20 protein-coding genes are annotated in these 19,472 nt (G+C 59.0%); 8 read left to right on the top strand and 12 right to left on the bottom strand.

What is annotated here, in order from left to right; genetic code table 11:
- Window positions 1-241 precede the first annotated feature (241 nt).
- The 3 genes from FPT15_RS12980 to FPT15_RS12990 form a co-directional block, all read right to left on the bottom strand.
- The gene (locus FPT15_RS12980; protein WP_010212755.1) at window positions 242-997 is read right to left on the bottom strand and encodes a DeoR/GlpR family transcriptional regulator; all 756 of its coding nucleotides are present in this window, start codon (window positions 995-997) and stop codon (window positions 242-244) included.
- A 94-nt stretch (window positions 998-1,091) separates the two neighbouring features.
- Entirely contained in the window at window positions 1,092-2,597 is a 1,506-nt protein-coding gene (glpK, locus tag FPT15_RS12985; RefSeq protein ID WP_145161552.1) for a glycerol kinase GlpK, read from the bottom strand.
- 80 nt (window positions 2,598-2,677) lie between these two features.
- Window positions 2,678-3,532 carry an MIP/aquaporin family protein gene (locus tag FPT15_RS12990; RefSeq protein ID WP_145161555.1) on the bottom strand — a complete coding sequence of 285 codons (855 nt, stop codon included), beginning with the start codon at window positions 3,530-3,532 and terminating at the stop codon, window positions 2,678-2,680.
- Between the two features lie 327 nt (window positions 3,533-3,859).
- Between FPT15_RS12990 and ybaK the strand changes: the two genes are divergently transcribed.
- Window positions 3,860-4,330 (top strand): Cys-tRNA(Pro) deacylase, encoded by a 471-nt coding sequence (gene ybaK / locus FPT15_RS12995; protein ID WP_106577272.1) that lies wholly within the window; start codon window positions 3,860-3,862, stop codon window positions 4,328-4,330.
- 148 nt (window positions 4,331-4,478) lie between these two features.
- Here the strand turns inward: ybaK and FPT15_RS13000 are convergent, their stop codons facing one another.
- Together FPT15_RS13000 and argF are read right to left on the bottom strand one after the other, a co-directional pair.
- Window positions 4,479-5,588, bottom strand: coding sequence for an ABC transporter ATP-binding protein (locus tag FPT15_RS13000; RefSeq protein ID WP_145161558.1), 1,110 nt, complete (start codon window positions 5,586-5,588; stop codon window positions 4,479-4,481).
- The gene (gene argF, locus FPT15_RS13005; protein ID WP_145161561.1) at window positions 5,585-6,505 is read right to left on the bottom strand and encodes an ornithine carbamoyltransferase; all 921 of its coding nucleotides are present in this window, start codon (window positions 6,503-6,505) and stop codon (window positions 5,585-5,587) included. The genes FPT15_RS13000 and argF overlap by 4 nt, the downstream gene beginning before the upstream one ends.
- A 423-nt stretch (window positions 6,506-6,928) precedes the next feature.
- On the opposite strand from argF, the gene FPT15_RS13015 reads away from it, so the two are divergent.
- Window positions 6,929-9,037, top strand: a complete 2,109-nt coding sequence (locus tag FPT15_RS13015) for a molybdopterin oxidoreductase family protein (RefSeq protein ID WP_145161563.1) — start codon at window positions 6,929-6,931, stop codon at window positions 9,035-9,037.
- An 86-nt stretch (window positions 9,038-9,123) separates the two neighbouring features.
- Window positions 9,124-9,462, top strand: a complete 339-nt coding sequence (gene grxD / locus FPT15_RS13020; protein WP_106577269.1) for a Grx4 family monothiol glutaredoxin — start codon at window positions 9,124-9,126, stop codon at window positions 9,460-9,462.
- A 102-nt stretch (window positions 9,463-9,564) separates the two neighbouring features.
- Here the strand turns inward: grxD and bfr are convergent, their stop codons facing one another.
- On the bottom strand, window positions 9,565-10,035 hold the full coding sequence (gene bfr / locus FPT15_RS13025) for a bacterioferritin (protein WP_106577268.1): 471 nt from the start codon (window positions 10,033-10,035) through the stop codon (window positions 9,565-9,567).
- A gap of 200 nt (window positions 10,036-10,235) precedes the next feature.
- Window positions 10,236-10,454 carry a bacterioferritin-associated ferredoxin gene (locus FPT15_RS13030; RefSeq protein WP_078047118.1) on the bottom strand — a complete coding sequence of 73 codons (219 nt, stop codon included), beginning with the start codon at window positions 10,452-10,454 and terminating at the stop codon, window positions 10,236-10,238.
- Between the two features lie 243 nt (window positions 10,455-10,697).
- Between FPT15_RS13030 and FPT15_RS13035 the strand changes: the two genes are divergently transcribed.
- Window positions 10,698-11,300, top strand: coding sequence for a peroxiredoxin (locus FPT15_RS13035; protein ID WP_057724790.1), 603 nt, complete (start codon window positions 10,698-10,700; stop codon window positions 11,298-11,300).
- Between the two features lie 340 nt (window positions 11,301-11,640).
- On the opposite strand, the gene rnt is transcribed toward FPT15_RS13035, so the two are convergent.
- A complete protein-coding gene (gene rnt / locus FPT15_RS13040; protein WP_017137041.1) occupies window positions 11,641-12,312 on the bottom strand; it encodes a ribonuclease T in 672 nt (223 codons plus the stop codon).
- Window positions 12,309-13,355, bottom strand: a complete 1,047-nt coding sequence (gene pyrC, locus FPT15_RS13045; RefSeq protein WP_145161567.1) for a dihydroorotase — start codon at window positions 13,353-13,355, stop codon at window positions 12,309-12,311. Before pyrC ends, rnt begins: the two co-directional genes overlap by 4 nt.
- A 156-nt stretch (window positions 13,356-13,511) precedes the next feature.
- Between pyrC and FPT15_RS13050 the strand changes: the two genes are divergently transcribed.
- The 4 genes from FPT15_RS13050 (at window position 13,512) to FPT15_RS13065 (ending at window position 17,033) form a co-directional block, all read left to right on the top strand.
- On the top strand, window positions 13,512-14,420 hold the full coding sequence (locus FPT15_RS13050) for an OmpA family protein (RefSeq protein ID WP_145161570.1): 909 nt from the start codon (window positions 13,512-13,514) through the stop codon (window positions 14,418-14,420).
- A 129-nt stretch (window positions 14,421-14,549) separates the two neighbouring features.
- Window positions 14,550-15,767 carry an argininosuccinate synthase gene (locus tag FPT15_RS13055; protein ID WP_029295244.1) on the top strand — a complete coding sequence of 406 codons (1,218 nt, stop codon included), beginning with the start codon at window positions 14,550-14,552 and terminating at the stop codon, window positions 15,765-15,767.
- A gap of 287 nt (window positions 15,768-16,054) precedes the next feature.
- Window positions 16,055-16,408 (top strand): hypothetical protein, encoded by a 354-nt coding sequence (locus tag FPT15_RS13060; protein ID WP_145161572.1) that lies wholly within the window; start codon window positions 16,055-16,057, stop codon window positions 16,406-16,408.
- On the top strand, window positions 16,401-17,033 hold the full coding sequence (locus FPT15_RS13065) for a response regulator transcription factor (protein ID WP_106577265.1): 633 nt from the start codon (window positions 16,401-16,403) through the stop codon (window positions 17,031-17,033). The genes FPT15_RS13060 and FPT15_RS13065 overlap by 8 nt, the downstream gene beginning before the upstream one ends.
- Window positions 17,034-17,102: 69 nt before the next feature.
- Here FPT15_RS13065 and FPT15_RS13070 read toward each other — a convergent pair whose 3' ends face one another.
- The 3 genes from FPT15_RS13070 to rsxB form a co-directional block, all read right to left on the bottom strand.
- Window positions 17,103-17,285: a PA3496 family putative envelope integrity protein gene (locus tag FPT15_RS13070; protein WP_145161575.1), complete on the bottom strand. Its 183-nt coding sequence runs from the start codon at window positions 17,283-17,285 to the stop codon at window positions 17,103-17,105.
- A 107-nt stretch (window positions 17,286-17,392) separates the two neighbouring features.
- Window positions 17,393-18,031, bottom strand: a complete 639-nt coding sequence (gene nth, locus FPT15_RS13075) for an endonuclease III (protein ID WP_106577263.1) — start codon at window positions 18,029-18,031, stop codon at window positions 17,393-17,395.
- A gap of 98 nt (window positions 18,032-18,129) precedes the next feature.
- Window positions 18,130-19,293: an electron transport complex subunit RsxB gene (gene rsxB, locus FPT15_RS13080; RefSeq protein WP_145161578.1), complete on the bottom strand. Its 1,164-nt coding sequence runs from the start codon at window positions 19,291-19,293 to the stop codon at window positions 18,130-18,132.
- Window positions 19,294-19,472: the final 179 nt, after the last annotated feature.

The following is a 19,472-nucleotide window of genomic DNA, read 5'->3' on the forward strand; positions in this document are numbered from 1 at the left end:
AGCCTCGCGATCTTTTCGTCTTGGAATTCGAACATTAATGTTCATTTGCGAAAATGGTAGCTGATAAACGCGCGCACAGCCAGCCGACTTCGATTGAAAAAACTCATCGAAGGGCTGGAAAAGGAAAATTTGTGAACATGAGGGTGTTAGATAGATCGCCTTCGGGGGCAAGCCTCCTCCCACAGGTTGATCGCATTCCAATGTGGGAGGGGGCTTGCCCCCGATGGCGCCGGTAACGGCGCTAAACGACTTCCAGCCGAACCTTGTGCTGGTTCAACAACTGCACCAACGCTGGCACCGGCTGTTGATCGGTTACCAAACAGTCCACCAGGCTGATCGGCCCCAAACGAATCATGGCATTGCGCCCGAACTTGCTGGAGTCGGCGGCCAAAATCACCTGGCGTGCATTGGCAATGATCGCCTGGGAAACCCGCACTTCCTGATAATCAAAGTCGAGCAAGCTGCCGTCTTCATCGATGCCGCTGATGCCTACCAGTGCAAAGTCGACCTTGAACTGGTTGATGAAATCGACGCTCGCCTGACCGACCACACCGCCGTCACGGCGCACATTGCCGCCGGTCAACAGCACGTCGAAGTCGTCCTTGGCACTGAGCATGGTGGCGACGTTGAGGTTGTTGGTGATGATTTTCAGGTGATTGTGATTGAGCAGCGCGCGCGCGATCGATTCGGTGGTGGTGCCGATATTGATGAACAGCGAGGCATGATCAGGAATTTGTGCGGCAATGGCTTCGCCGATGCGTTGTTTCTCATCGCGCATCTGGTCGGCACGCATGGCGTACGCGGTGTTCTCGACACTGGAGTCATAGGCCGCGCCGCCGTGGTAGCGGCGCAGCAGATTGGCGTCCGCCAGTTGGTTGATATCGCGGCGGATGGTTTGCGGGGTGACAACGAATAGCTGCGCCATCTCCTCGATACTGACATAGCCGCGTTCGCGGACCAGTTCGAGGATTTGTTGCTGGCGGGGAGGCAGATTCATGGGGCGTCCTTTGGGCTGCCATACAAAAGTGGCCCATGATGACGCAGCACGCCGCTCCCCGCCAGTTACAACCCTATTGGGTCCGGCGCTTGGCTTATTCAGCGCCTTCGTGCGGTTCCCAATCGCGGGTACGGCTCACCGCTTTCTGCCAGCCGGCGTAGAGTTTCTCTTTGGCGGTTTCGTCCAGCGTGGGTTCGAACTCGCGCTCGATCACAGCCTTGCCGCGCAACTCGTCCAGGCTGCCCCAGAAACCACAGGCCAGGCCGGCCAGGTAAGCGGCGCCGAGGGCGGTGGTCTCGCGCATTTGCGGGCGCTCGACCCGAGTGCCGAGAATGTCGGCCTGGAACTGCATCAGGAAGTTGTTGGCGACTGCGCCGCCGTCCACACGCAGGGCTTTGAGGCGTTCGCCGGAGTCCTGTTGCATGGCGTCCAATACGTCGCGGGTCTGGTAGGCAATCGACTCCAGGGCTGCACGAATAATGTGATCAACCCGTACGCCACGGGTCAGGCCGAACAGCGCGCCACGCGCATACGGGTCCCAGTACGGAGCGCCCAGACCGGTAAAGGCCGGGACCAGGTACACGCCGTTGCTGTCTTTGACCTTGCCGGCGAAGTATTCGGTGTCGGTAGCATCGGCGATGATTTTCAGCTCGTCACGCAGCCACTGTACGGTGGAGCCGCCGTTGAATACCGCGCCTTCCAGAGCGTAGGCCACTTCGCCGCGGGGGCCGCAGGCGATGGTGGTGAGCATGCCGTGTTGGGATTTGACGGCTTTGTCGCCGGTGTTCATCAGCAGGAAGCAGCCGGTGCCGTAGGTGTTCTTGGCCTGACCCGCTTCGACGCACATTTGGCCGAACAAGGCCGCTTGCTGGTCACCGGCGATGCCGCCGATGGCGATGCCGCTTTTGGTGCGGCCGTAGATTTCCGACGAGGATTTCACTTCCGGCAGCATTTCGCGCGGCACGTCGAGAATCTCCAGCATCTTCGCATCCCACTCCAGGGTGTGGATGTTGAAGAGCATGGTGCGCGAGGCGTTGGTGTAATCGGTAACGTGGGTTTTACCGCCGGTAAATTTCCAGATCAGCCAGCTGTCGATGGTGCCGAACAGCAGCTCGCCATTGCGCGCACGCTCACGGCTGCCTTCGACGTTGTCGAGGATCCACTTGAGCTTGGTGCCGGAGAAGTACGGGTCGGTGACCAGGCCGGTGGTGTCGTTGATGTATTGCTCGTGGCCATCACGCTTGAGCTGCTGGCAGATCTCGGTGCTGCGCCGGCATTGCCAGACGATCGCGTTGTAGATCGGGCGGCCGGTGATCTTGTCCCAGACCACGGTGGTTTCACGCTGGTTGGTGATACCGATGGCAGCGACCTGGTCATGGTGCAGGCCGGCTTGTGCCAGGGCCTCGACCATCACCGCGCTTTGGGTGGCGAAAATTTCCATCGGGTCATGCTCGACCCAGCCGGCTTGTGGGTAATGCTGAGTGAATTCGCGCTGGGCGGTGCAGACCACGTTGGCGTCACGGTCAAAGATGATCGCCCGCGAACTGGTGGTGCCCTGATCAAGGGCAATGATGTAGTTCTTATTCTGAATGTCGGTCATGTCGATTGCCTTGGACGGAAAATAAGAGAGTAAGGAATCAGCCTGGGCCGCAAAGGGGCAGTGGGACCAGGCTGGCGCTATCAGGAAATACGCGTCTTGCCGTTGACAGCCGTGTCAGGTGTTTCATCTATAGCAGGTGCGGCGCTCGGCAGATGGCGGGCAATCAGCCCGCGATAGGCCGCAGCGCCGAGGCAGGCGCCGACAATCGGCGCGAAAATCGGAACCAGGAAGTAAGGGATATCGCGGCCCCCGGTAAAGGCAATTTCACCCCAGCCGGCGAAAAAGGTCATCAGCTTGGGCCCGAAATCCCGCGCCGGGTTCATCGCAAAGCCGGTCAGTGGGCCCATGGCACTGCCAATCACCGCGATCAACAGGCCGATCAGCAGCGGGGCCAACGGGCCGCGTGGCAGGCCGTTGTTGTCGTCGGTAAGGGCCATGATCACGCCCATCAGGATGGCGGTGATGACCATTTCCACCAGAAATGCCTGGGCTGTGCTCAGCAGGGCATGCGGGTAGGTGGAGAACACCGACGCCAGCTCCAGGCTGGCCTGGGAGCCGCGAACCATGTGGTGGGTTTGTTCGTAATCGAAAAAGAGATTGCTGTACAGCGTGTACACCAGCGCGGCGGAGCAAAAGGCGCCGGCGACCTGGGCAAGGATATAGAAGGGCAGTTTGCGCTTTTCGAAATCGGCGAAAATGCACAGGGCGATACTCACCGCCGGATTGAGGTGAGCCCCGGAAATACCGGCGCTCAGGTAGATCGCCATGCTGACGCCGACCCCCCAGATGATACTGATTTCCCACAACCCAAAGCTGGCACCCGCGACCTTGAGCGCAGCGACACATCCTGTACCGAAGAAGATCAGAAGCGCAGTCCCCAGGAATTCGGCCATGCATTGGCTCGAAAGTGAAGGCTGTTGAAGAGCAGTTGTCATGGCAAACCTCGATTGTTGTTCTTGTTTGGCGCGCGGCCTCAACGGGCTGTTGCGCGATTTTCACCGTGGCGAGGATCCCCATCCAGGCCATGGCTTATTGCTGGAGTACCGCAGGTGCTATTCCTACAGTATTCGGAAACGAAAAAATATAGACAAGAATGACGGCTGTCAAAGGTCGAAAGTGAACCATTGGTCATTTTCGAACTATTGGTCTGATGAATGATCACGCTTGTGTCTACCAGTACGCCTCGCGGGAGTGGCGCACTAGAGCGTTTTGCTCAGGCTTGGCCTAGAATTGGCCCTCTGTTTTCCACGCCCGGAGTAGCCATGACCCCCGCACTGGACCTGTTGAAAAAAGTTCGTGCCGAACATCATATCCACAGTTACGAACATGATCCCAAGGCAGCCTCCTATGGGCTGGAGGCTGCGGAAAAGTTGGGGCTTGACCCCGCGCAGGTGTTCAAGACCTTGCTGGCCAGCAGTGAGAAAGGGGAATTGTTGGTGGCGGTGGTGCCGGTCGTCGGAAGTCTGGATTTAAAGGCGCTCGCCCATGCGGCCGGGGTGAAAAAGGTCGAAATGGCCGACCCCGCAGCGGCGCAACGCTCCACCGGTTACCTGTTGGGCGGCATCAGCCCGCTGGGACAGAAAAAGCGTTTGCGCACATTTATCGACGTGACGGCGCAGCCGTTCGCAACGATTTTTGTCAGTGCCGGGAGGCGGGGATTGGAAGTTGAACTGCCGGCGACGGTGTTGGCTGAGCATACCCAGGCCACATTTGCGCCGATTGGCCGGGCCTGAATTTCACTGTTGAAGAGCATGACGCCACTGTGGGAGCCGGGCTTGCCCGCGATGCAAGCGCCTCGGTCTCTCAGTCAGACCGAGGTGATGCTATCGCAGGCAAGCCAGCTCCCACAGAAGCCAGCTTCTACCTGTTGAGTCGGTTTCGTCAGTTAACGGGGCTGTAACGCCTTACCCCGGACTCGGACTGCGCAACCTGCGCCGCAACGCTGCCTGACGCCTGGAACAACACCAGATGTTCAGCCGCCACACGAATCCCTACATCCGCACCCACTTGATGATCCGCATGGCTTGGGAAAATCGACTCCAACTGTGCACCGGTCGGCAATTGCAGGCGGTACAAGGTCGAGGCGCCGAGGAACGTCTTGCCGACAATCCGCGCTTTCAACGCGCTGTCCGGTGCATAAACGATGTCATCCGGGCGCAGCAATACATCCACCGCGCCGCCCGTGGGCCAGGTGTAGGCACGGTTACCGCGCAGGTCGCCGAGTTCGGTGCTGACCGATTCCGGCGAACTCAACTGGCCACGGATGAAATAACCCTGGCCGATAAAGCTCGCGACATACGGCGTCTGCGGTTCGTGATAGAGGTTGTAGGGCGTGTCCCACTGCTCAAGGCGGCCTTCTTTGAACACGCCGACCTGATCGCTCACGGCGAAGGCTTCTTCCTGATCATGGGTGACCAGAATCGCACTGGTGCCGCGCGCCTTGAGAATGTCGCGCACCTCGTGGCTGAGCTTGCGCCGCAGTTCGCCGTCGAGGTTGGAGAACGGCTCATCGAGCAGCAACAGTTGCGGCTCCGGCGCCAGGGCGCGGGCGAGGGCGACGCGTTGTTGCTGACCGCCGGAAAGCTCGTGGGGAAAACGCTTGCCCAGGTTCTTCAGGTTGACCAGTTCGAGCAACTCGGCAACCACGCGGTCTTTTTGCGGGTGCTTGCGAATGCCGAAGGCGATGTTGTCGGCCACGCTCAAGTGCGGGAACAGTGCGTAGTCCTGGAACACCATGCCGATCCGGCGTTTCTCCGGCGCGAGGGTGAAGCCGGCACTGGAGATCACGTCGCCGGCCAGGCTGATTTCACCTTCGTGCACCGGTTCAAACCCGGCAATCGCGCGCAAGGTCGTGGTTTTGCCGCAACCGGATGAGCCGAGCAGGCAGCCGATGTCGCCGGCGTTGAGGTGCAGGTTGAGGTTCTGCACCACGCGTTGGTCTTGATAGCCGCATGCCAGATTGCGCAGGTTCAGCAGTAATGGCTGGCTCATGCGTGGTGGTACGACGGCGGGACAAGAAATTCAAGCAACGCTTTCTGGGCGTGCAAGCGGTTTTCGGCCTGGTCCCACGCGACCGAACGCTCATCGTCGAGCAGGTCAAGGCTGATTTCTTCGCCACGGTGGGCGGGCAGGCAGTGCATGAACAGCACGTCCGGTGCGGCCAGGTCGAGCAGGGCGCGGGTCACTTGGTACGGTGCGAACAGGGCCAGGCGCTTGGCGGTTTCCTCTTCCTGGCCCATGGAGGTCCACACGTCGGTGCTCACCAGGTGCGCGCCGATCACCGCGTCACGCGGGTCGCGCACGACGGTGACACGGTCGCCGGCTTGAGCCAGGAAACGTGCATCCGGCTCGTAACCTTCCGGGCAGGCAACACGCAGTTGGAAGTCGAACTGGATCGCCGCTTCTATATAGCTGTTGCACATGTTGTTGCCGTCGCCGATCCAGGCCACGGTCTTGCCCTGGATCGAACCGCGGTGCTCAAGGAAGGTTTGCATGTCGGCCAGCAACTGGCAGGGGTGCAGGTCATCGGACAGGCCGTTGATCACCGGCACCCGGGAGTTGGCGGAAAATTCGGTCACGGTGCTGTGCGCGAAGGTACGGATCATCACCGCATCGAGCATGCGCGACATTACGCGGGCAGCGTCGGCAATTGGCTCGCCGCGGCCCAGTTGGGTATCGCGCGAAGACAGAAAAATGGCTTGGCCACCCAGCTGGATCATGCCGGCTTCGAACGACACGCGGGTGCGGGTCGACGACTTCTCGAAAATCATCCCGAGCACACGGTTTTTCAAAGGCTCAAACAATACGCCGCGGTTACGCAGGTCTTTAAGCTCAATGCCTCGACGGATCACGCTGACCAGCTCTTCGGGCGTGCAATCCATCAGGGAGAGAAAGTGCCTTGCGCTCATCATTAACTACCTTTTTGCAACAGACCGCAGATACTCAAAGCCTTGTTTATTGTGACAACGGGCGAGACCTGCGGCGAAAGCCGCACGGGGCGACGAAATGGGGGAAGGCGCGATCTTATAATTAAATGTCGCGTCTTACCAATAGGGCTACGGTTTTTAAGGGTGTTCAAGAAGGGCGCTGAAGCGCTTTTGAAGACTGATTCCTGACAGCAGCGGGCCATTTGTACACTGGCGCTGAGACCTTTTGCAATGCGTGGGGGCGGGCGCAGGCCAGGCTGCGTCGGTTTCGGTGGCTCTTCGCAAGGTTTTGAAACATTTGCTCATGGTCTGGCCTGATGCCTCTCGATTCACGGGGCGAACCTTACTGGTGCGCGCTCAGGTGAGGGGCCATAGTTGGGCCAAAGCCCAATAAAGAGACTGGCCATGACCAAGACTCTCCACCACCGTGCCTGCCATCTGTGTGAAGCCATCTGCGGCCTGACCCTGGAAACCACCCAGGCCGACGACGGCAGCCTGGCGATCACCTCGATCAAGGGTGACCCGCTGGACACCTTCAGCCGTGGGCACATCTGCCCCAAGGCCGTGGCGTTGCAGGACATCCAGAACGACCCGGACCGCCTGCACCAGCCCATGTTACGTGTGGGCAGCGAATGGCGGCCGATCCCATGGGACGAGGCGTTCACGCTGGTCGCTGAGCGCCTGGCGGGCATCCAGGCCCGGCACGGGCAGAATGCAGTGGCGGTGTATCAGGGCAACCCCAGCGTGCACAACTATGGGTTGATGACCCACAGCAACTACTTCCTTGGGCAGCTCAAGACGCGCAATCGGTTTTCCGCGACCTCGGTGGACCAGCTGCCACATCACCTCACCAGTCATCTCATGTACGGCCACGGCCTGCTGCTGCCGATTCCGGATATCGATCACACCGATTTCATGCTGATCCTGGGCGGCAACCCGCTGGCGTCCAACGGCAGCATCATGACCGTGCCTGACGTAGAGAAGCGCCTCAAGGCCATCCAGGCGCGGGGCGGCAGTGTGGTGGTGGTTGATCCACGCCGCAGCGAGACGGCGGCGATCGCCGATCAGCATCTGTTCGTGCGCCCTGGAGGCGATGCGGCGCTGTTGTTCGGCTTACTCAACACCTTGTTTACCGAGAACCTGACGCGTGAAAGCCACTTGCCGGTCGAAGGCCTTGAAGACGTGCGCCGCGCGATTGCCGGGTTCACCGCTGAAGCCATGAGCCGCCAATGCGCAGTGCCTGCCGAACAGATCCGCCAGCTGGCGCGGGACTTTGCCGCAGCGGACAAGGCGGTGTGTTACGGGCGCATGGGCGTGTCCACCCAGGCCTTCGGTACGCTGTGCCATTGGCTGGTGCAATTGATCAATCTGGTGACCGGCAATCTGGACCGTGTCGGCGGCGCCTTGTGCACCTCGCCGGCCGTGGACCTGGTGGCGTCAACCGGTGGCGGGCATTTCAATCGCTGGCAGAGTCGCGTGTCCGGACGCCCGGAATATGGCGGTGAGTTGCCGGTGTCCGCCTTGGCGGAAGAAATGCTCACCGAAGGCGAAGGCCAGATCCGCGCCTTGGTGACCGTGGCCGGCAACCCGGTGTTGTCGACGCCAAACGGTCGCCAGTTGGAGCAGGCACTGGACGGGCTTGAGTTTATGGTCAGCATCGACCTCTATATCAACGAGACCACGCGATACGCCGACCTGATCCTGCCGTCCACGTCGGCGCTGGAAAACGATCACTACGACACCACCTTCAATATGTTCGCCGTGCGCAACGTCACTCGGTTCAACCGCGCGATCCTGCCCAAGCCTGCAGGCGCGCTGCACGACTGGGAAATCTTTGTCGGCCTGGCCAAGGCCTTTGCGGCGCAGACAGGCGTGGCGCTCAAACCGACCATGGCGCCGGCGCAGATGATTGACTTTGGTTTGCGTGCCGGGGCTTACGGTGACGCCTCTGATCATAAGCTGTCGGTGGCGATGCTGGCGGACCATCCGCACGGCGTGGATCTGGGGCCGCTCAAGCCCAATCTCGCCACGCGCTTGAAGACTGCCAACGGCCAGGTGCAGGCGGCGCCGGCGGTGATCCTTGCTGATTTGGTGCGGTTCGCGGCGCACCCTGTGCCGGTGGTGGACGAACTCCTGCTGATTGGCCGTCGTCATGTGCGCAGCAATAACTCGTGGATGCATAACTATCACCGTCTGGTGAAGGGCAAGCCTCGGCACCAGTTGCATATGCACCCTGATGACTTGGCCAGTCGGCAATTGCGCGATGGTCAGCGGGTGCGCGTCAGTTCGCGCATCGGCATGATCGAAGTGGAAGTGGTGGCCAGCCTGGACATGATGCCCGGCGTGGTCAGCCTGCCTCATGGCTGGGGGCATGGACGCCCAGGCGTGCAGATGAGCATCGCTAGCGGGCAGCCAGGGGCGAGTGCGAATGACCTCACCGACGAGCGGCAGTTGGACGAGTTATCCGGCAACGCTGCGCTCAACGGTGTGCCGGTGCAGGTAGCGGCTGCCTGAGGCGCCCGACCACCGGGCTGGAATTTTGCGTTACAATGCGCCACCGTGCCGACCTGTGAGTCGCAAAGTTCCAGCCGAGGTGTTCCATGGATATCATCGAAACGATCAAAGAGCAGATTGCCAACAACACCATTCTGCTTTACATGAAGGGCGCGCCAAACGCTCCTCAGTGCGGTTTCTCCGCGAAGGCTTCCCAGGCCATCATGCAGTGCGGCGAGAAATTCGCCTACGTGGATATCCTGCAAAACCCTGAAATCCGCGCCAACCTGCCGAAGTACGCCAACTGGCCAACGTTCCCACAATTGTGGGTAGCCGGTGAGCTGGTCGGCGGCAGTGACATCATCACTGAGATGGCTGCGGATGGTTCGCTGCAAGCGCTGATCAAAGAAGCCGCGGCAAACGCCGCCGCCAAGACCGACGCGTAATCCTGCAGGCGTCGGCTAGCCGGCGTCTGCAATGCGTCAGTCAATAAAAAGCCCCGCTTCTCGAAAGAGAGCGGGGCTTTTTTATGGCCTGTTGACTACAGGTTATTCACCCATCTGCGATTGCAGGTAGTTTTCCAGGCTGACTTTGTCGATCAGGCCCAGCTGGGTTTCCAGCCAGTCGATGTGTTCTTCCTGGTCTTCCAGAATGTCTTCGAGCAGTTCACGGCTGCCGAAGTCGCCCTTGGTTTCGCAGTGTGCAATGGCGGCCTTGAGGTCGCTGTGGCTTTTCTGTTCGAACTTCAGGTCGCTGATGATCATTTCCTGGGTGTGCTCGCCGATGTTCAGCTTGCCCAGGTCCTGCACGTTCGGCAGGCCTTCCAGGAACAGGATGCGCTTGATCAGCGCGTCCGCGTCTTTCATGGCCTTGATGGATTCTTTGTATTCACGCTTGCCGAGCTTTTCCAGGCCCCAATCGTCATACATGCGTGCATGCAGAAAGTACTGATTAATCGCGACCAGTTCATTGGCAAGGATTTTATTGAGTTGCTGGATGACTGAGATGTCGCCTTTCATGACTGGGGTCCTGCCCTGTAATAGCTGTATATAAGGCGGAGTTTGAGCGGCGAAATCCCTAGTGTCAAACCTAAGTTATTGAATAATAAATGAAAATTAATCGGAATAAGAATGTTTGTGTTCCGCGTCTTGACGCTAACTAATTGAATTGCGGGCATAAAAAAACCGGACACTAAGTCCGGTTCTTCAAAACACGCTATTTAAGCGTGTGTAAATTCTGCTGAGTAGGGCAGCGCCGACTGCGCGGTTTGCAGCTGCGTCAGGGTTTCCCGTACCACTTGCTTGGCGAGGCAAGCACATTTACCGCACTGGCTGGCAACGCCGGTGGTTTCACGTACTTCCTTGTAGCTGCAGCAACCTTCGTAGATTGCTTCGCGGATTTGTCCGTCGGTGACGCCAGTGCAGAGGCAGACATACATAAGGGAGAACCATCGCGGGTTTAAGGTTTAAGTGCGATGGATCTTAATGTTAACGAGAATGATTGTCAAAATAGATTCGTAGGGTATTGCCCTGGCCTGGCCGCCCACTGACGAACGGTTTTTTCAGTGTATGATGGTCGGTCTTCACGAAGCGTGACTGCGTCACAGGGCTGTCGCTTATCTGCGCCAGACTTGGGCCGGTCCTTTTACTTCAATCGTCACCCCTGCATCAGGAGATAACCAATGAGCGTACTCGTCGGCAAACAAGCCCCGGATTTCGACGTACCTGCCGTCCTCGGCAATGGCGAAATCGTAGACAGCTTCAAACTGTCTGAAGCCATCAAAGGCAAATACGGCCTGGTGTTCTTCTACCCGCTGGACTTCACCTTCGTCTGCCCGTCGGAGCTGATCGCTCTGGACCACCGCATGGACGATTTCAAGGCGCGCAACGTTGAAGTGGTAGCCGTTTCCATCGACTCCCATTTCACTCACAACGCCTGGCGCAACACCGCCATCAATGATGGCGGCATCGGCAAAGTCAAATACACCATGGCTGCCGACATGAAGCACGACATCGCCAAGGCCTACGACGTTGAATCCGAAGGCGGCGTGGCTTTCCGTGGCGCGTTCCTGATCGACGACAAGGGCGTTGTGCGCTCGCAGATCATCAACGACCTGCCGCTGGGCCGTAACATGGAAGAGCTGATCCGTCTGGTCGACGCGCTGCAATTCCACGAAGAGCACGGCGAAGTTTGCCCTGCCAACTGGAAAAAAGGCGACAAAGGCATGACCGCTTCCACCGAAGGTGTTGCGGCTTACCTGACCGAGAACGCCGGCAAGCTGTAAGCCACGTTCGAAGCAAAAAAACCGGCCTGAGAAGGCCGGTTTTTTTATGCGCGGGAAATGACCCTGTGGCCACTGGTGTTCAGTGGCTGGAGGGCTGTTGTGGCGAGTGGGTATGTTGTGGTGAGTGAGTATGTTGTAGCGAGCAGGCTTGTGGTGGCGAGCGGGCTTGCCCCGCGTTGGGCTGCGAAGCAGCCCCAATTAGACCGCCGCGATTCATCTGGCGAACCGCGTTGTCTGGTTCTGGGGCCGCTGCGCAGCCCAACGCGGGGCAAGCCCGCTCGCCACAGTAAGCCGGCTCGCCACAATGAGCCCGTTCGCCACAACAGCGCTCGGGCAAACCTCAGTCGTTGAAGTCTTCCCAGCCGCCCATCTGCTTCCAGCGGTTGACGATGCCGCAGAACAGCTCGGCCGTCTTCTCGGTGTCGTAGCGAGCCGAGTGGGCTTCACGACCGTCAAAGTCGATACCGGCTGCCTGACAGGCTTTCGCCAGTACGGTCTGGCCATACGCCAGGCCCGCGAGGGTAGCAGTGTCGAAGCTGGAGAACGGGTGAAACGGGTTGCGCTTCATGTCCAACCGCGTCACGGCAGCATTCAGGAAGCCCAAGTCGAAGCTGCTGTTGTGGCCGACCAGGATCGCGCGTTTGCAGCCATTGGCCTTCAACGCCTTGCGCACACCACGGAAGATATCGGTCAGCGCCGCTTCTTCACTCACCGCCATGCGCAGCGGGTGGTCGAGCTTGATGCCGGTGAACTCCAAAGCGGCTGCTTCAATGTTCGCGCCTTCGAACGGCTCGACACGAAAGAAGTGGGTGTGCTCCGGAAACACGAAACCCTGCTCGTCCATGCCGATGGTGGTCGCGGCAATTTCCAGCAAGGCGTCGGTAGCGCAGTTGAAGCCGCCGGTTTCTACGTCGATGACCACCGGCAGATAGCCGCGAAACCGCTCGGCCATCGGGTGACGGGAACCGCCGCCACTGTGCTCGTGTTCGTCATCGTAATGGTCTTCACTCACTTGCTTTCCTCCAGCAGGCGCCAGCGCAGTGTTTCACCGGCGCGCAGCGGGATAACAGTCAGCTCGCCAAACGGCAGGCTGGCAGGGGCGGTCCAGTCTTCACGAACCAGGGTAATGCGGTCGGTATTCGCCGGCAGGCCGTAGAAACGCGGGCCATTGAGGCTGGCGAAGCTTTCAAGTTTGTCCAGGGCATTGCGCTGTTCGAACGCTTCGGCGTACAGCTCGATCGCCGCATACGCGGTGTAGCAACCGGCACAGCCACACGCGGCTTCTTTGGCGTGTTGGGCATGCGGCGCGGAGTCGGTGCCGAGGAAGAACTTCGGGCTGCCGCTGGTGGCGGCGTCCAGCAAGGCCACTTGGTGAGTGTTGCGCTTGAGGATCGGCAGGCAATAGAAGTGCGGCCGAATCCCGCCCACCAGCATGTGGTTGCGGTTGTAGAGCAGGTGATGCGCGGTGATGGTCGCACCGACATTGGCCGAAGCCTCGGTCACAAACTGCACGGCGTCGGCGGTGGTGATGTGTTCAAACACCACTTTCAGCGTCGGGAACAGTTCGACCACACGGCGCATATGCTCGTGGATGAAGATCTTCTCGCGATCAAACACGTCTACATCGCCACGGGTGACTTCACCGTGAATCAGCAGCGGCATACCGACTTCAGCCATGGCTTCGATGGCCGGCAGGATCTTGTCGATACTGGTCACGCCGGAGTCGGAGTTGGTGGTCGCGCCGGCCGGGTACAGCTTGGCGGCGTGCACGAAACCAGTCGCTTTGGCGGCGCGAATTTCGTCAGGCTGGGTACGGTCAGTGAGGTAAAGCACCATCAGCGGTTCGAAGCGGCTGCCGGCCGGCCGTGCAGCGAGGATGCGCTGGCGATAGGCGTCGGCTTCAGCGGCATTACGCACCGGAGGTACCAGGTTAGGCATGATGATGGCGCGGCCAAACGTGCGCGCTACATCGGCCACAGTTTGGGGTAACGCAGCACCATCGCGAAGATGAATATGCCAGTCGTCGGGACGCAGCAGGGTCAGGCGGTCGGACATTGGGGATTCCAGGCGGGTCAATCTGGTGGGAATGCTACCGGAAAAGACTCTTGCAGGCACTCGCTATCAAGTTTTGCAGGACGCTACCGATATCCCTGGGTATGCCTTAACGACGTATGACGCTTTGAAGTGTTGTAGAAACCAGTGGAGCCTCCCGTGCGCCAGCATTATCTAGCCCTGCTCAGTGTGTTCGCCAGCCTGCCTGCGATGGCCCTCACGTTCCAGACACGTCTGGAGAATATTGAGTGGAAGGTGGAAGGAGATCAGTTCGAGTGCCGACTCACCCAACCGATCACCGATTTCGGCTCGGGTGAGTTCGTGCGCCGGGCCGGCGAGCAAGCGACGTTTCGCCTGAAAGCCTACAAAGGCGCGCTGGGTGCGGGCTCGGCGACCTTGTTGGCCGCCGCTGCGCCCTGGCAGCCGGGCCGTGGTGACATCAACCTTGGTGCCGTGCGTGTCGGCAGTGGCGACGTATTGTTCAACAGCTCCCAGGCCCAGGCCGGGCGGCTGTTCACCGGTTTGCTGGAAGGGCGTAGCCCGACCGTGCGGCATTACGGGCGCGAGGGCGGCTACTCGGAAATTCGTCTGTTGCCGGTCAAGTTCAACAAGGCCTACAACGACTACCAACTGTGCACCACCAAGCTGTTGCCGATGAATTACGACCAGGTCAAACAGACCGAAGTCGGCTTCCCCGGTGGCGGTATTGAACTGGACGCGGCCGCGAAGAAGAAGCTGGACGTGATTCTGGCGTTCATGAAAGCCGACCCTACCGTCAACCATATCGAGTTGAATGGCCATTCGGACAACAGCGGCAATCGCCTGACCAACCGTGACGTCTCGCGCCGTCGAGCCCTGGCAGTCACAGACTACTTCAAGGCCAATGGCATCCCCGAATCACAGATCACCATGCGTTTTCACGGTGAAAGCTACCCACTGGCGCCCAACACGAATGCCGCCAACCGGGCGCGCAATCGCCGCGTGAATATCCAGCTGGAACGCGTGGCAGCCCCCGAGAAACCGGCGCCCCAGGCCACCGCACCGAGCAACCCGGCACACACGTCTTAAGGTGCGACCCTTGGTCGCCCGTTCGACATAATCTGTCGCTTTATCTTCATTTGCTGTCGCGCCTCTGTAAATTCACGGTTTTGGTCGGTAGAATCGACGCCTTTCCGTACAACCCCGTGGAGTGATGGCATGGCCGACGTAAACAAGGTCGTTCTCGCGTATTCCGGCGGCCTGGACACTTCGGTGATCCTCAAGTGGCTGCAGGATACTTATAACTGTGAAGTGGTGACCTTCACCGCTGACCTGGGTCAGGGCGAAGAGGTCGAACCTGCACGTGCCAAGGCGCAAGCCATGGGCGTGAAAGAGATCTACATTGACGACCTGCGCGAAGAATTCGTCCGCGATTTCGTCTTCCCGATGTTTCGCGCCAACACTGTCTACGAAGGCGAGTACCTGCTGGGTACTTCCATCGCACGTCCGCTGATCGCCAAACGCCTGATCGAAATTGCCAACGAAACCGGCGCCGACGCCATTTCCCATGGCGCGACCGGCAAGGGCAACGATCAGGTGCGCTTCGAACTGGGCGCCTACGCGCTCAAACCAGGCGTGAAAGTGATTGCTCCGTGGCGTGAGTGGGACCTTTTGTCCCGTGAAAAGCTGATGGATTACGCTGAAAAGCACGCGATCCCGATCGAGCGTCATGGCAAGAAGAAGTCCCCGTACTCGATGGACGCCAACCTGCTGCACATCTCCTATGAAGGCGGCGTGCTGGAAGACACCTGGACCGAGCACGAAGAAGACATGTGGAAATGGACCGTCTCCCCGGAGAACGCTCCTGACAAGCCGCAATACTTGGAACTGACCTACCGCAACGGCGACATCGTCGCGCTGGACGGCGTCGAAATGACCCCGGCCACCGTGCTGGCGACCCTGAACCGTATCGGTGGCGAACACGGTATCGGCCGTCTCGACATCGTCGAGAACCGTTACGTGGGCATGAAGTCCCGCGGCTGCTACGAAACCCCAGGCGGCACCATCATGCTGCGCGCTCACCGCGCCATCGAGTCCATCACCCTGGACCGTGAAGTGGCTCACCTCAAAGACGAGCTGATGCCCAAGTACGCCAGCCTGATCTACACCGGCTACTGGTGGAGCCCTGAGCGTCTGATGCTGCAACAGATGATCGACGCCTCCCAAGTCCACGTGAACGGCGTTGTGCGCCTGAAGCTGTACAAGGGCAACGTGATCGTCACCGGCCGCAAGTCCGATGAGTCGCTGTTCGACGCCAACATTGCTACCTTCGAAGAAGACGGCGGCGCCTACAACCAGGCGGATGCTGCGGGCTTCATCAAGTTGAACGCACTGCGCATGCGCATTGCTGCCAACAAGGGTCGCAAGCTGTTCTGAGTGATCTGCGCTGTTAAAAATGGCCCCTGTTAAGGGGCCATTTTTTTTGCCTGCCCATTAAGTGGCGAGCCTTGAACCGAACACAATGTTTAAAAACTCAGGGGAATGTTTAAGTTTTGTCGGATATGGAAGTTGATGGGTTTATTTTTTTCCAGTTCGAATTCACGTTTTGCGTTGTTGAATGAATTTCTAACACCTGCCTAGGAACTATGTCTTACAGAAAATTCACTACACAAGTAAGAAAAGTATGTAAGACGCGGAAAGTTCTGTAGGAAACAGGGGTGTAAATGAATATGTTCAAAGGAACTAATGCAGGCGGTTTTTTTGCGTCTGCTCATTCGCTTGTGGGTGATGAGCAATGGGTATTTCCTGAAAGTCCTGTGCGGCACGTTTACCTTGAAGCCCTTGCGCGGCGGTTATTTCACTCAAAACATGTCAGCCCCCGGAAAGGTCTGAAAGGCTCCATAAAGCCCAAACTGTCCGAGTTAATGTTTTTTTGTAGGTTAATTCCTATATCGCTGTGGGGTGGGTCTCTGCTTGCTGTTGCTTGGGGGGTAATGCTATGCCAACTAGGAAACGACTACGCTATTGTGCTTGCTCTAAATAATTCGAACAGCGAAATTGGACTTTCTCATGAATAAAGTGCTGATCGTGGATGATCATCCCGTCATTCGTCTTGCTGTGCGCATGCTAATGGAGCGTCATGGTTATGAAGTCGTTGCCGAGACTGATAACGGTGTCGATGCGTTGCAACTTGCACGGGAACATGTACCTGACATTGTCATACTGGATATCGGGATTCCCAAACTCGATGGGCTGGAAGTTATTTGCCGCCTGGCGTCTGCCAAGCAGCCCGCGCCTTTCAAGGTGCTGGTGCTGACGTCCCAGGCGCCCGGGCATTTTTCCATGCGCTGCATGCAGGCGGGAGCGGCGGGCTACGTGTGCAAGCAGCAGGACCTGACCGAGTTGCTGAGCGCGATAAAGGCCGTGCTCTCCGGCTACAGCTATTTCCCCAACCAGGCGCTCAACTCCGTGCGTTCAACCATGGGCAACGCCAGCGAAGCGGACATGGTCGAGCGCTTGTCGGGGCGCGAGATGATGGTGCTGCAGCAGTTGGCCCGTGGCAAAACCAACAAGGAAATCGCCGACGGCATGTTCCTGAGCAACAAGACCGTCAGTACCTACAAGACTCGCCTGTTGCTCAAGCTCAATGCCCGGTCCCTGGTGGACCTGATCGAGTTGGCTCAACGCAACGGCCTGGTCTAGCGCGGGGCGCAGAAATAGTCGGCAAAAAAAAGCCTCCATCAGGGAGGCTTCCGGTCGTGAACGGGCTGATCAGAGGTCGAAATCGTAATCGGCCAGTTGTTTTTGCAAGCGTCGCTCTTCCAGAAGGTTATCGATAGTGCGGCGTTTGCTCAAATTGGTCTTGGCCACCTCTACAACAGGTGCGTCCCCATCGTCATCCGACTCTGCAACAAGGTCGTCTTCTACATCCAGTTGTTCTTTGCCAGTGCTCATAAGGTTCACTCCAGGCTAAGACTGCCATTGGCGCTCCTTATAACGATAATCCATGAACGGGTAAAAAAGATTTTTTCAATCGACTGATCGAGAAAACCAATGATCGCTCAATCGTCGGACGTCTTGTCCTTGTATTCGCACAGGTCTTCGATACGGCAGCTCCCGCAGCGAGGCTTGCGGGCCTGGCAGACGTAACGTCCATGAAGGATCAACCAGTGGTGGGAATCGAGAAGGTAGGGCTTGGGCACGAACTTCATCAGCTGTTTTTCCACCTCAACGACGTTTTTGCCGCGAGCGATGCCGGTGCGGTTGCTGACACGAAAAATATGCGTGTCCACCGCCATGGTCAGTTGCCGGAACGCCGTGTTGAGCACCACGTTGGCCGTCTTGCGACCCACGCCCGGCAGCGCTTCCAGGGCTTCGCGAGTCTGCGGCACTTCGCTGCCATGCAGCTCGACGAGCAGGCGGCAGGTCTCGATGACATTCTTGGCCTTGCTGTTGTACAAGCCGATGGTCTTGATGTACTCCGACAACCCGTCCACACCCAGTGCGTAAATAGCCTCCGGCGTATTGGCCACCGGGTACAGCTTGGCTGTGGCCTTGTTGACGCCAACGTCCGTGGATTGGGCCGACAGAATCACCGCAATCAGCAACTCGAATGGCGACGAGTAGGCCAGTTCGGTTTTGGGCTCAGGATTGTCTTCGTGAAACCTGCGGAAAATTTCCAGGCGTTTTGCGGCGTTCATGGGGCGGGTGTTTCCTTGCAGGCTGTCGTCGTAGTTTCAAAAGTGCAGGCGTTGCAGGATAAACCATCGCCACTCTGCCCGGCAGCACCTCTCTCGGATCAATCGCCGGTATGCGCGTCCACTTGGCGCTGCGCTTGCTCCAGCGTGTGTTGTGCGGCTTTCAGCTCATCCGCGGTGGTATGCGGTTGGCGTTGTAACCTGCTGACGTCTGCGCGCGCGTAAGCCAAGGCAGTTTTAAGCTGGCGCAGTTGAGTGTCGATGGGGCGTTTTTCCACACGCTGCAACTCAGGTCTTGGCTGTTCACTGACAGCCTCGGCGTCATGCAGGGTTTGCTCTGCGGTGGCCAGCGCGGCACTCAAGGTTGCCAATTGCTGCTCGTCAGCATTACGGTCCTGGGCCTTCTTCAATTCGGCGCGGCGCATCGCCAGCTGGATTTTCGCACGCTTGAGTTCAGGGTCTTTGGCGGTCGGCGGTGGAGGCGGACTGCTCGGCTCCAGTGCGCTGAGCGCCTGCTCTGCCGCTTCGAACTGTTGCTGCAGGACGATTAGCTGCGACTGTTGCTCAAACGTCGGTGGATGACCAAATGCCTTCAAGGATTTATGCAACTGGGCGCGACTCATCGCCACGGTGATTTTGGCTTTCTTGACCGCTGCATCCTGGGCTGCCTGAGCACTGTCGGTGTGCACAGGCACACTCGGCGTCGGACGTTTGGCTCGCGCCAGGCGTTCGGTGAGTTTATGTGCATCCTCGCGTTGCAGCCGCGCGTTGCGTTGCTCATAGCGCCGCCGCGCCCGGTCGCGCTTGAGGGCACGCGCATGGCGCTGCTGATCATTGGCAGCCAGGCCGCCAACAATCGGCAGCACGCTCGTGGCTGGACGCATCTCAATGCAATCGACAGGGCAGGGCGCCACACACAGGTCGCACCCGGTGCACTCATCAATGATCACGGTGTGCATCAACTTGGCGGCGCCGACAATCGCATCCACCGGGCACGCCTGGATGCATTTGGTGCAGCCGATGCACTCGGCCTCGCGAATATAGGCGACCTGGGCGGGAGCCTCGCCTCGGCTGGTGTCCAGTTCCAGCACCGGCACGCGCAGCAACTGCGCAAGGCCTGCAATGGTTTCCTGCCCACCGGGCGGGCACTTGTTGATCGCCTCGCCCTGAGCGATGCCCTCGGCGTAAGGCTTGCAGCCCGGGTGCCCGCATTTGCCGCATTGGGTCTGCGGCAGCAGCGCGTCGATACGTTGGATCAGGGTCATGGGGTGATCATTGGCATGCCGGTTAGACAAACAGGGCCTGTAGGGGTGAGCCCGCTGGTTGTGGGTGGCGGCTTTTTTGTGGCGAGCCGGGCTGTCGTGGCCAGCGGTCTTATTGTGGCGAGCGGGCTTGCCCCGCGTTGGGCTGCGAAGCGGCCCCACCAAGGCCACCGGGTTTCCAC

Origin of the sequence: Pseudomonas sp. RGB (assembly GCF_007713445.1) — a bacterium.
Taxonomy (GTDB): Bacteria; Pseudomonadota; Gammaproteobacteria; order Pseudomonadales; family Pseudomonadaceae; genus Aquipseudomonas.

Bases quoted from the DNA above. Each gene is read 5' to 3' on its own strand.
- glpK (WP_145161552.1), bottom strand. From the start codon at position 2,597: ATGACCGACATTCAGAATAAGAACTACATCATTGCCCTTGATCAGGGC.
- grxD (WP_106577269.1), top strand. From the start codon at position 9,124: ATGGATATCATCGAAACGATCAAAGAGCAGATTGCCAACAACACCATT.
- pyrC (WP_145161567.1), bottom strand. From the start codon at position 13,355: ATGTCCGACCGCCTGACCCTGCTGCGTCCCGACGACTGGCATATTCAT.
- FPT15_RS12990 (WP_145161555.1), bottom strand. From the start codon at position 3,532: ATGACAACTGCTCTTCAACAGCCTTCACTTTCGAGCCAATGCATGGCC.
- nth (WP_106577263.1), bottom strand. From the start codon at position 18,031: ATGAACGCCGCAAAACGCCTGGAAATTTTCCGCAGGTTTCACGAAGAC.
- FPT15_RS13065 (WP_106577265.1), top strand. From the start codon at position 16,401: ATGAATAAAGTGCTGATCGTGGATGATCATCCCGTCATTCGTCTTGCT.
- rsxB (WP_145161578.1), bottom strand. From the start codon at position 19,293: ATGACCCTGATCCAACGTATCGACGCGCTGCTGCCGCAGACCCAATGC.
- FPT15_RS13070 (WP_145161575.1), bottom strand. From the start codon at position 17,285: ATGAGCACTGGCAAAGAACAACTGGATGTAGAAGACGACCTTGTTGCA.
- FPT15_RS13055 (WP_029295244.1), top strand. From the start codon at position 14,550: ATGGCCGACGTAAACAAGGTCGTTCTCGCGTATTCCGGCGGCCTGGAC.
- FPT15_RS13030 (WP_078047118.1), bottom strand. From the start codon at position 10,454: ATGTATGTCTGCCTCTGCACTGGCGTCACCGACGGACAAATCCGCGAA.
- FPT15_RS13035 (WP_057724790.1), top strand. From the start codon at position 10,698: ATGAGCGTACTCGTCGGCAAACAAGCCCCGGATTTCGACGTACCTGCC.
- FPT15_RS13000 (WP_145161558.1), bottom strand. From the start codon at position 5,588: ATGAGCCAGCCATTACTGCTGAACCTGCGCAATCTGGCATGCGGCTAT.
- ybaK (WP_106577272.1), top strand. From the start codon at position 3,860: ATGACCCCCGCACTGGACCTGTTGAAAAAAGTTCGTGCCGAACATCAT.
- bfr (WP_106577268.1), bottom strand. From the start codon at position 10,035: ATGAAAGGCGACATCTCAGTCATCCAGCAACTCAATAAAATCCTTGCC.
- FPT15_RS13060 (WP_145161572.1), top strand. From the start codon at position 16,055: ATGAATATGTTCAAAGGAACTAATGCAGGCGGTTTTTTTGCGTCTGCT.
- FPT15_RS12980 (WP_010212755.1), bottom strand. From the start codon at position 997: ATGAATCTGCCTCCCCGCCAGCAACAAATCCTCGAACTGGTCCGCGAA.
- argF (WP_145161561.1), bottom strand. From the start codon at position 6,505: ATGAGCGCAAGGCACTTTCTCTCCCTGATGGATTGCACGCCCGAAGAG.
- FPT15_RS13015 (WP_145161563.1), top strand. From the start codon at position 6,929: ATGACCAAGACTCTCCACCACCGTGCCTGCCATCTGTGTGAAGCCATC.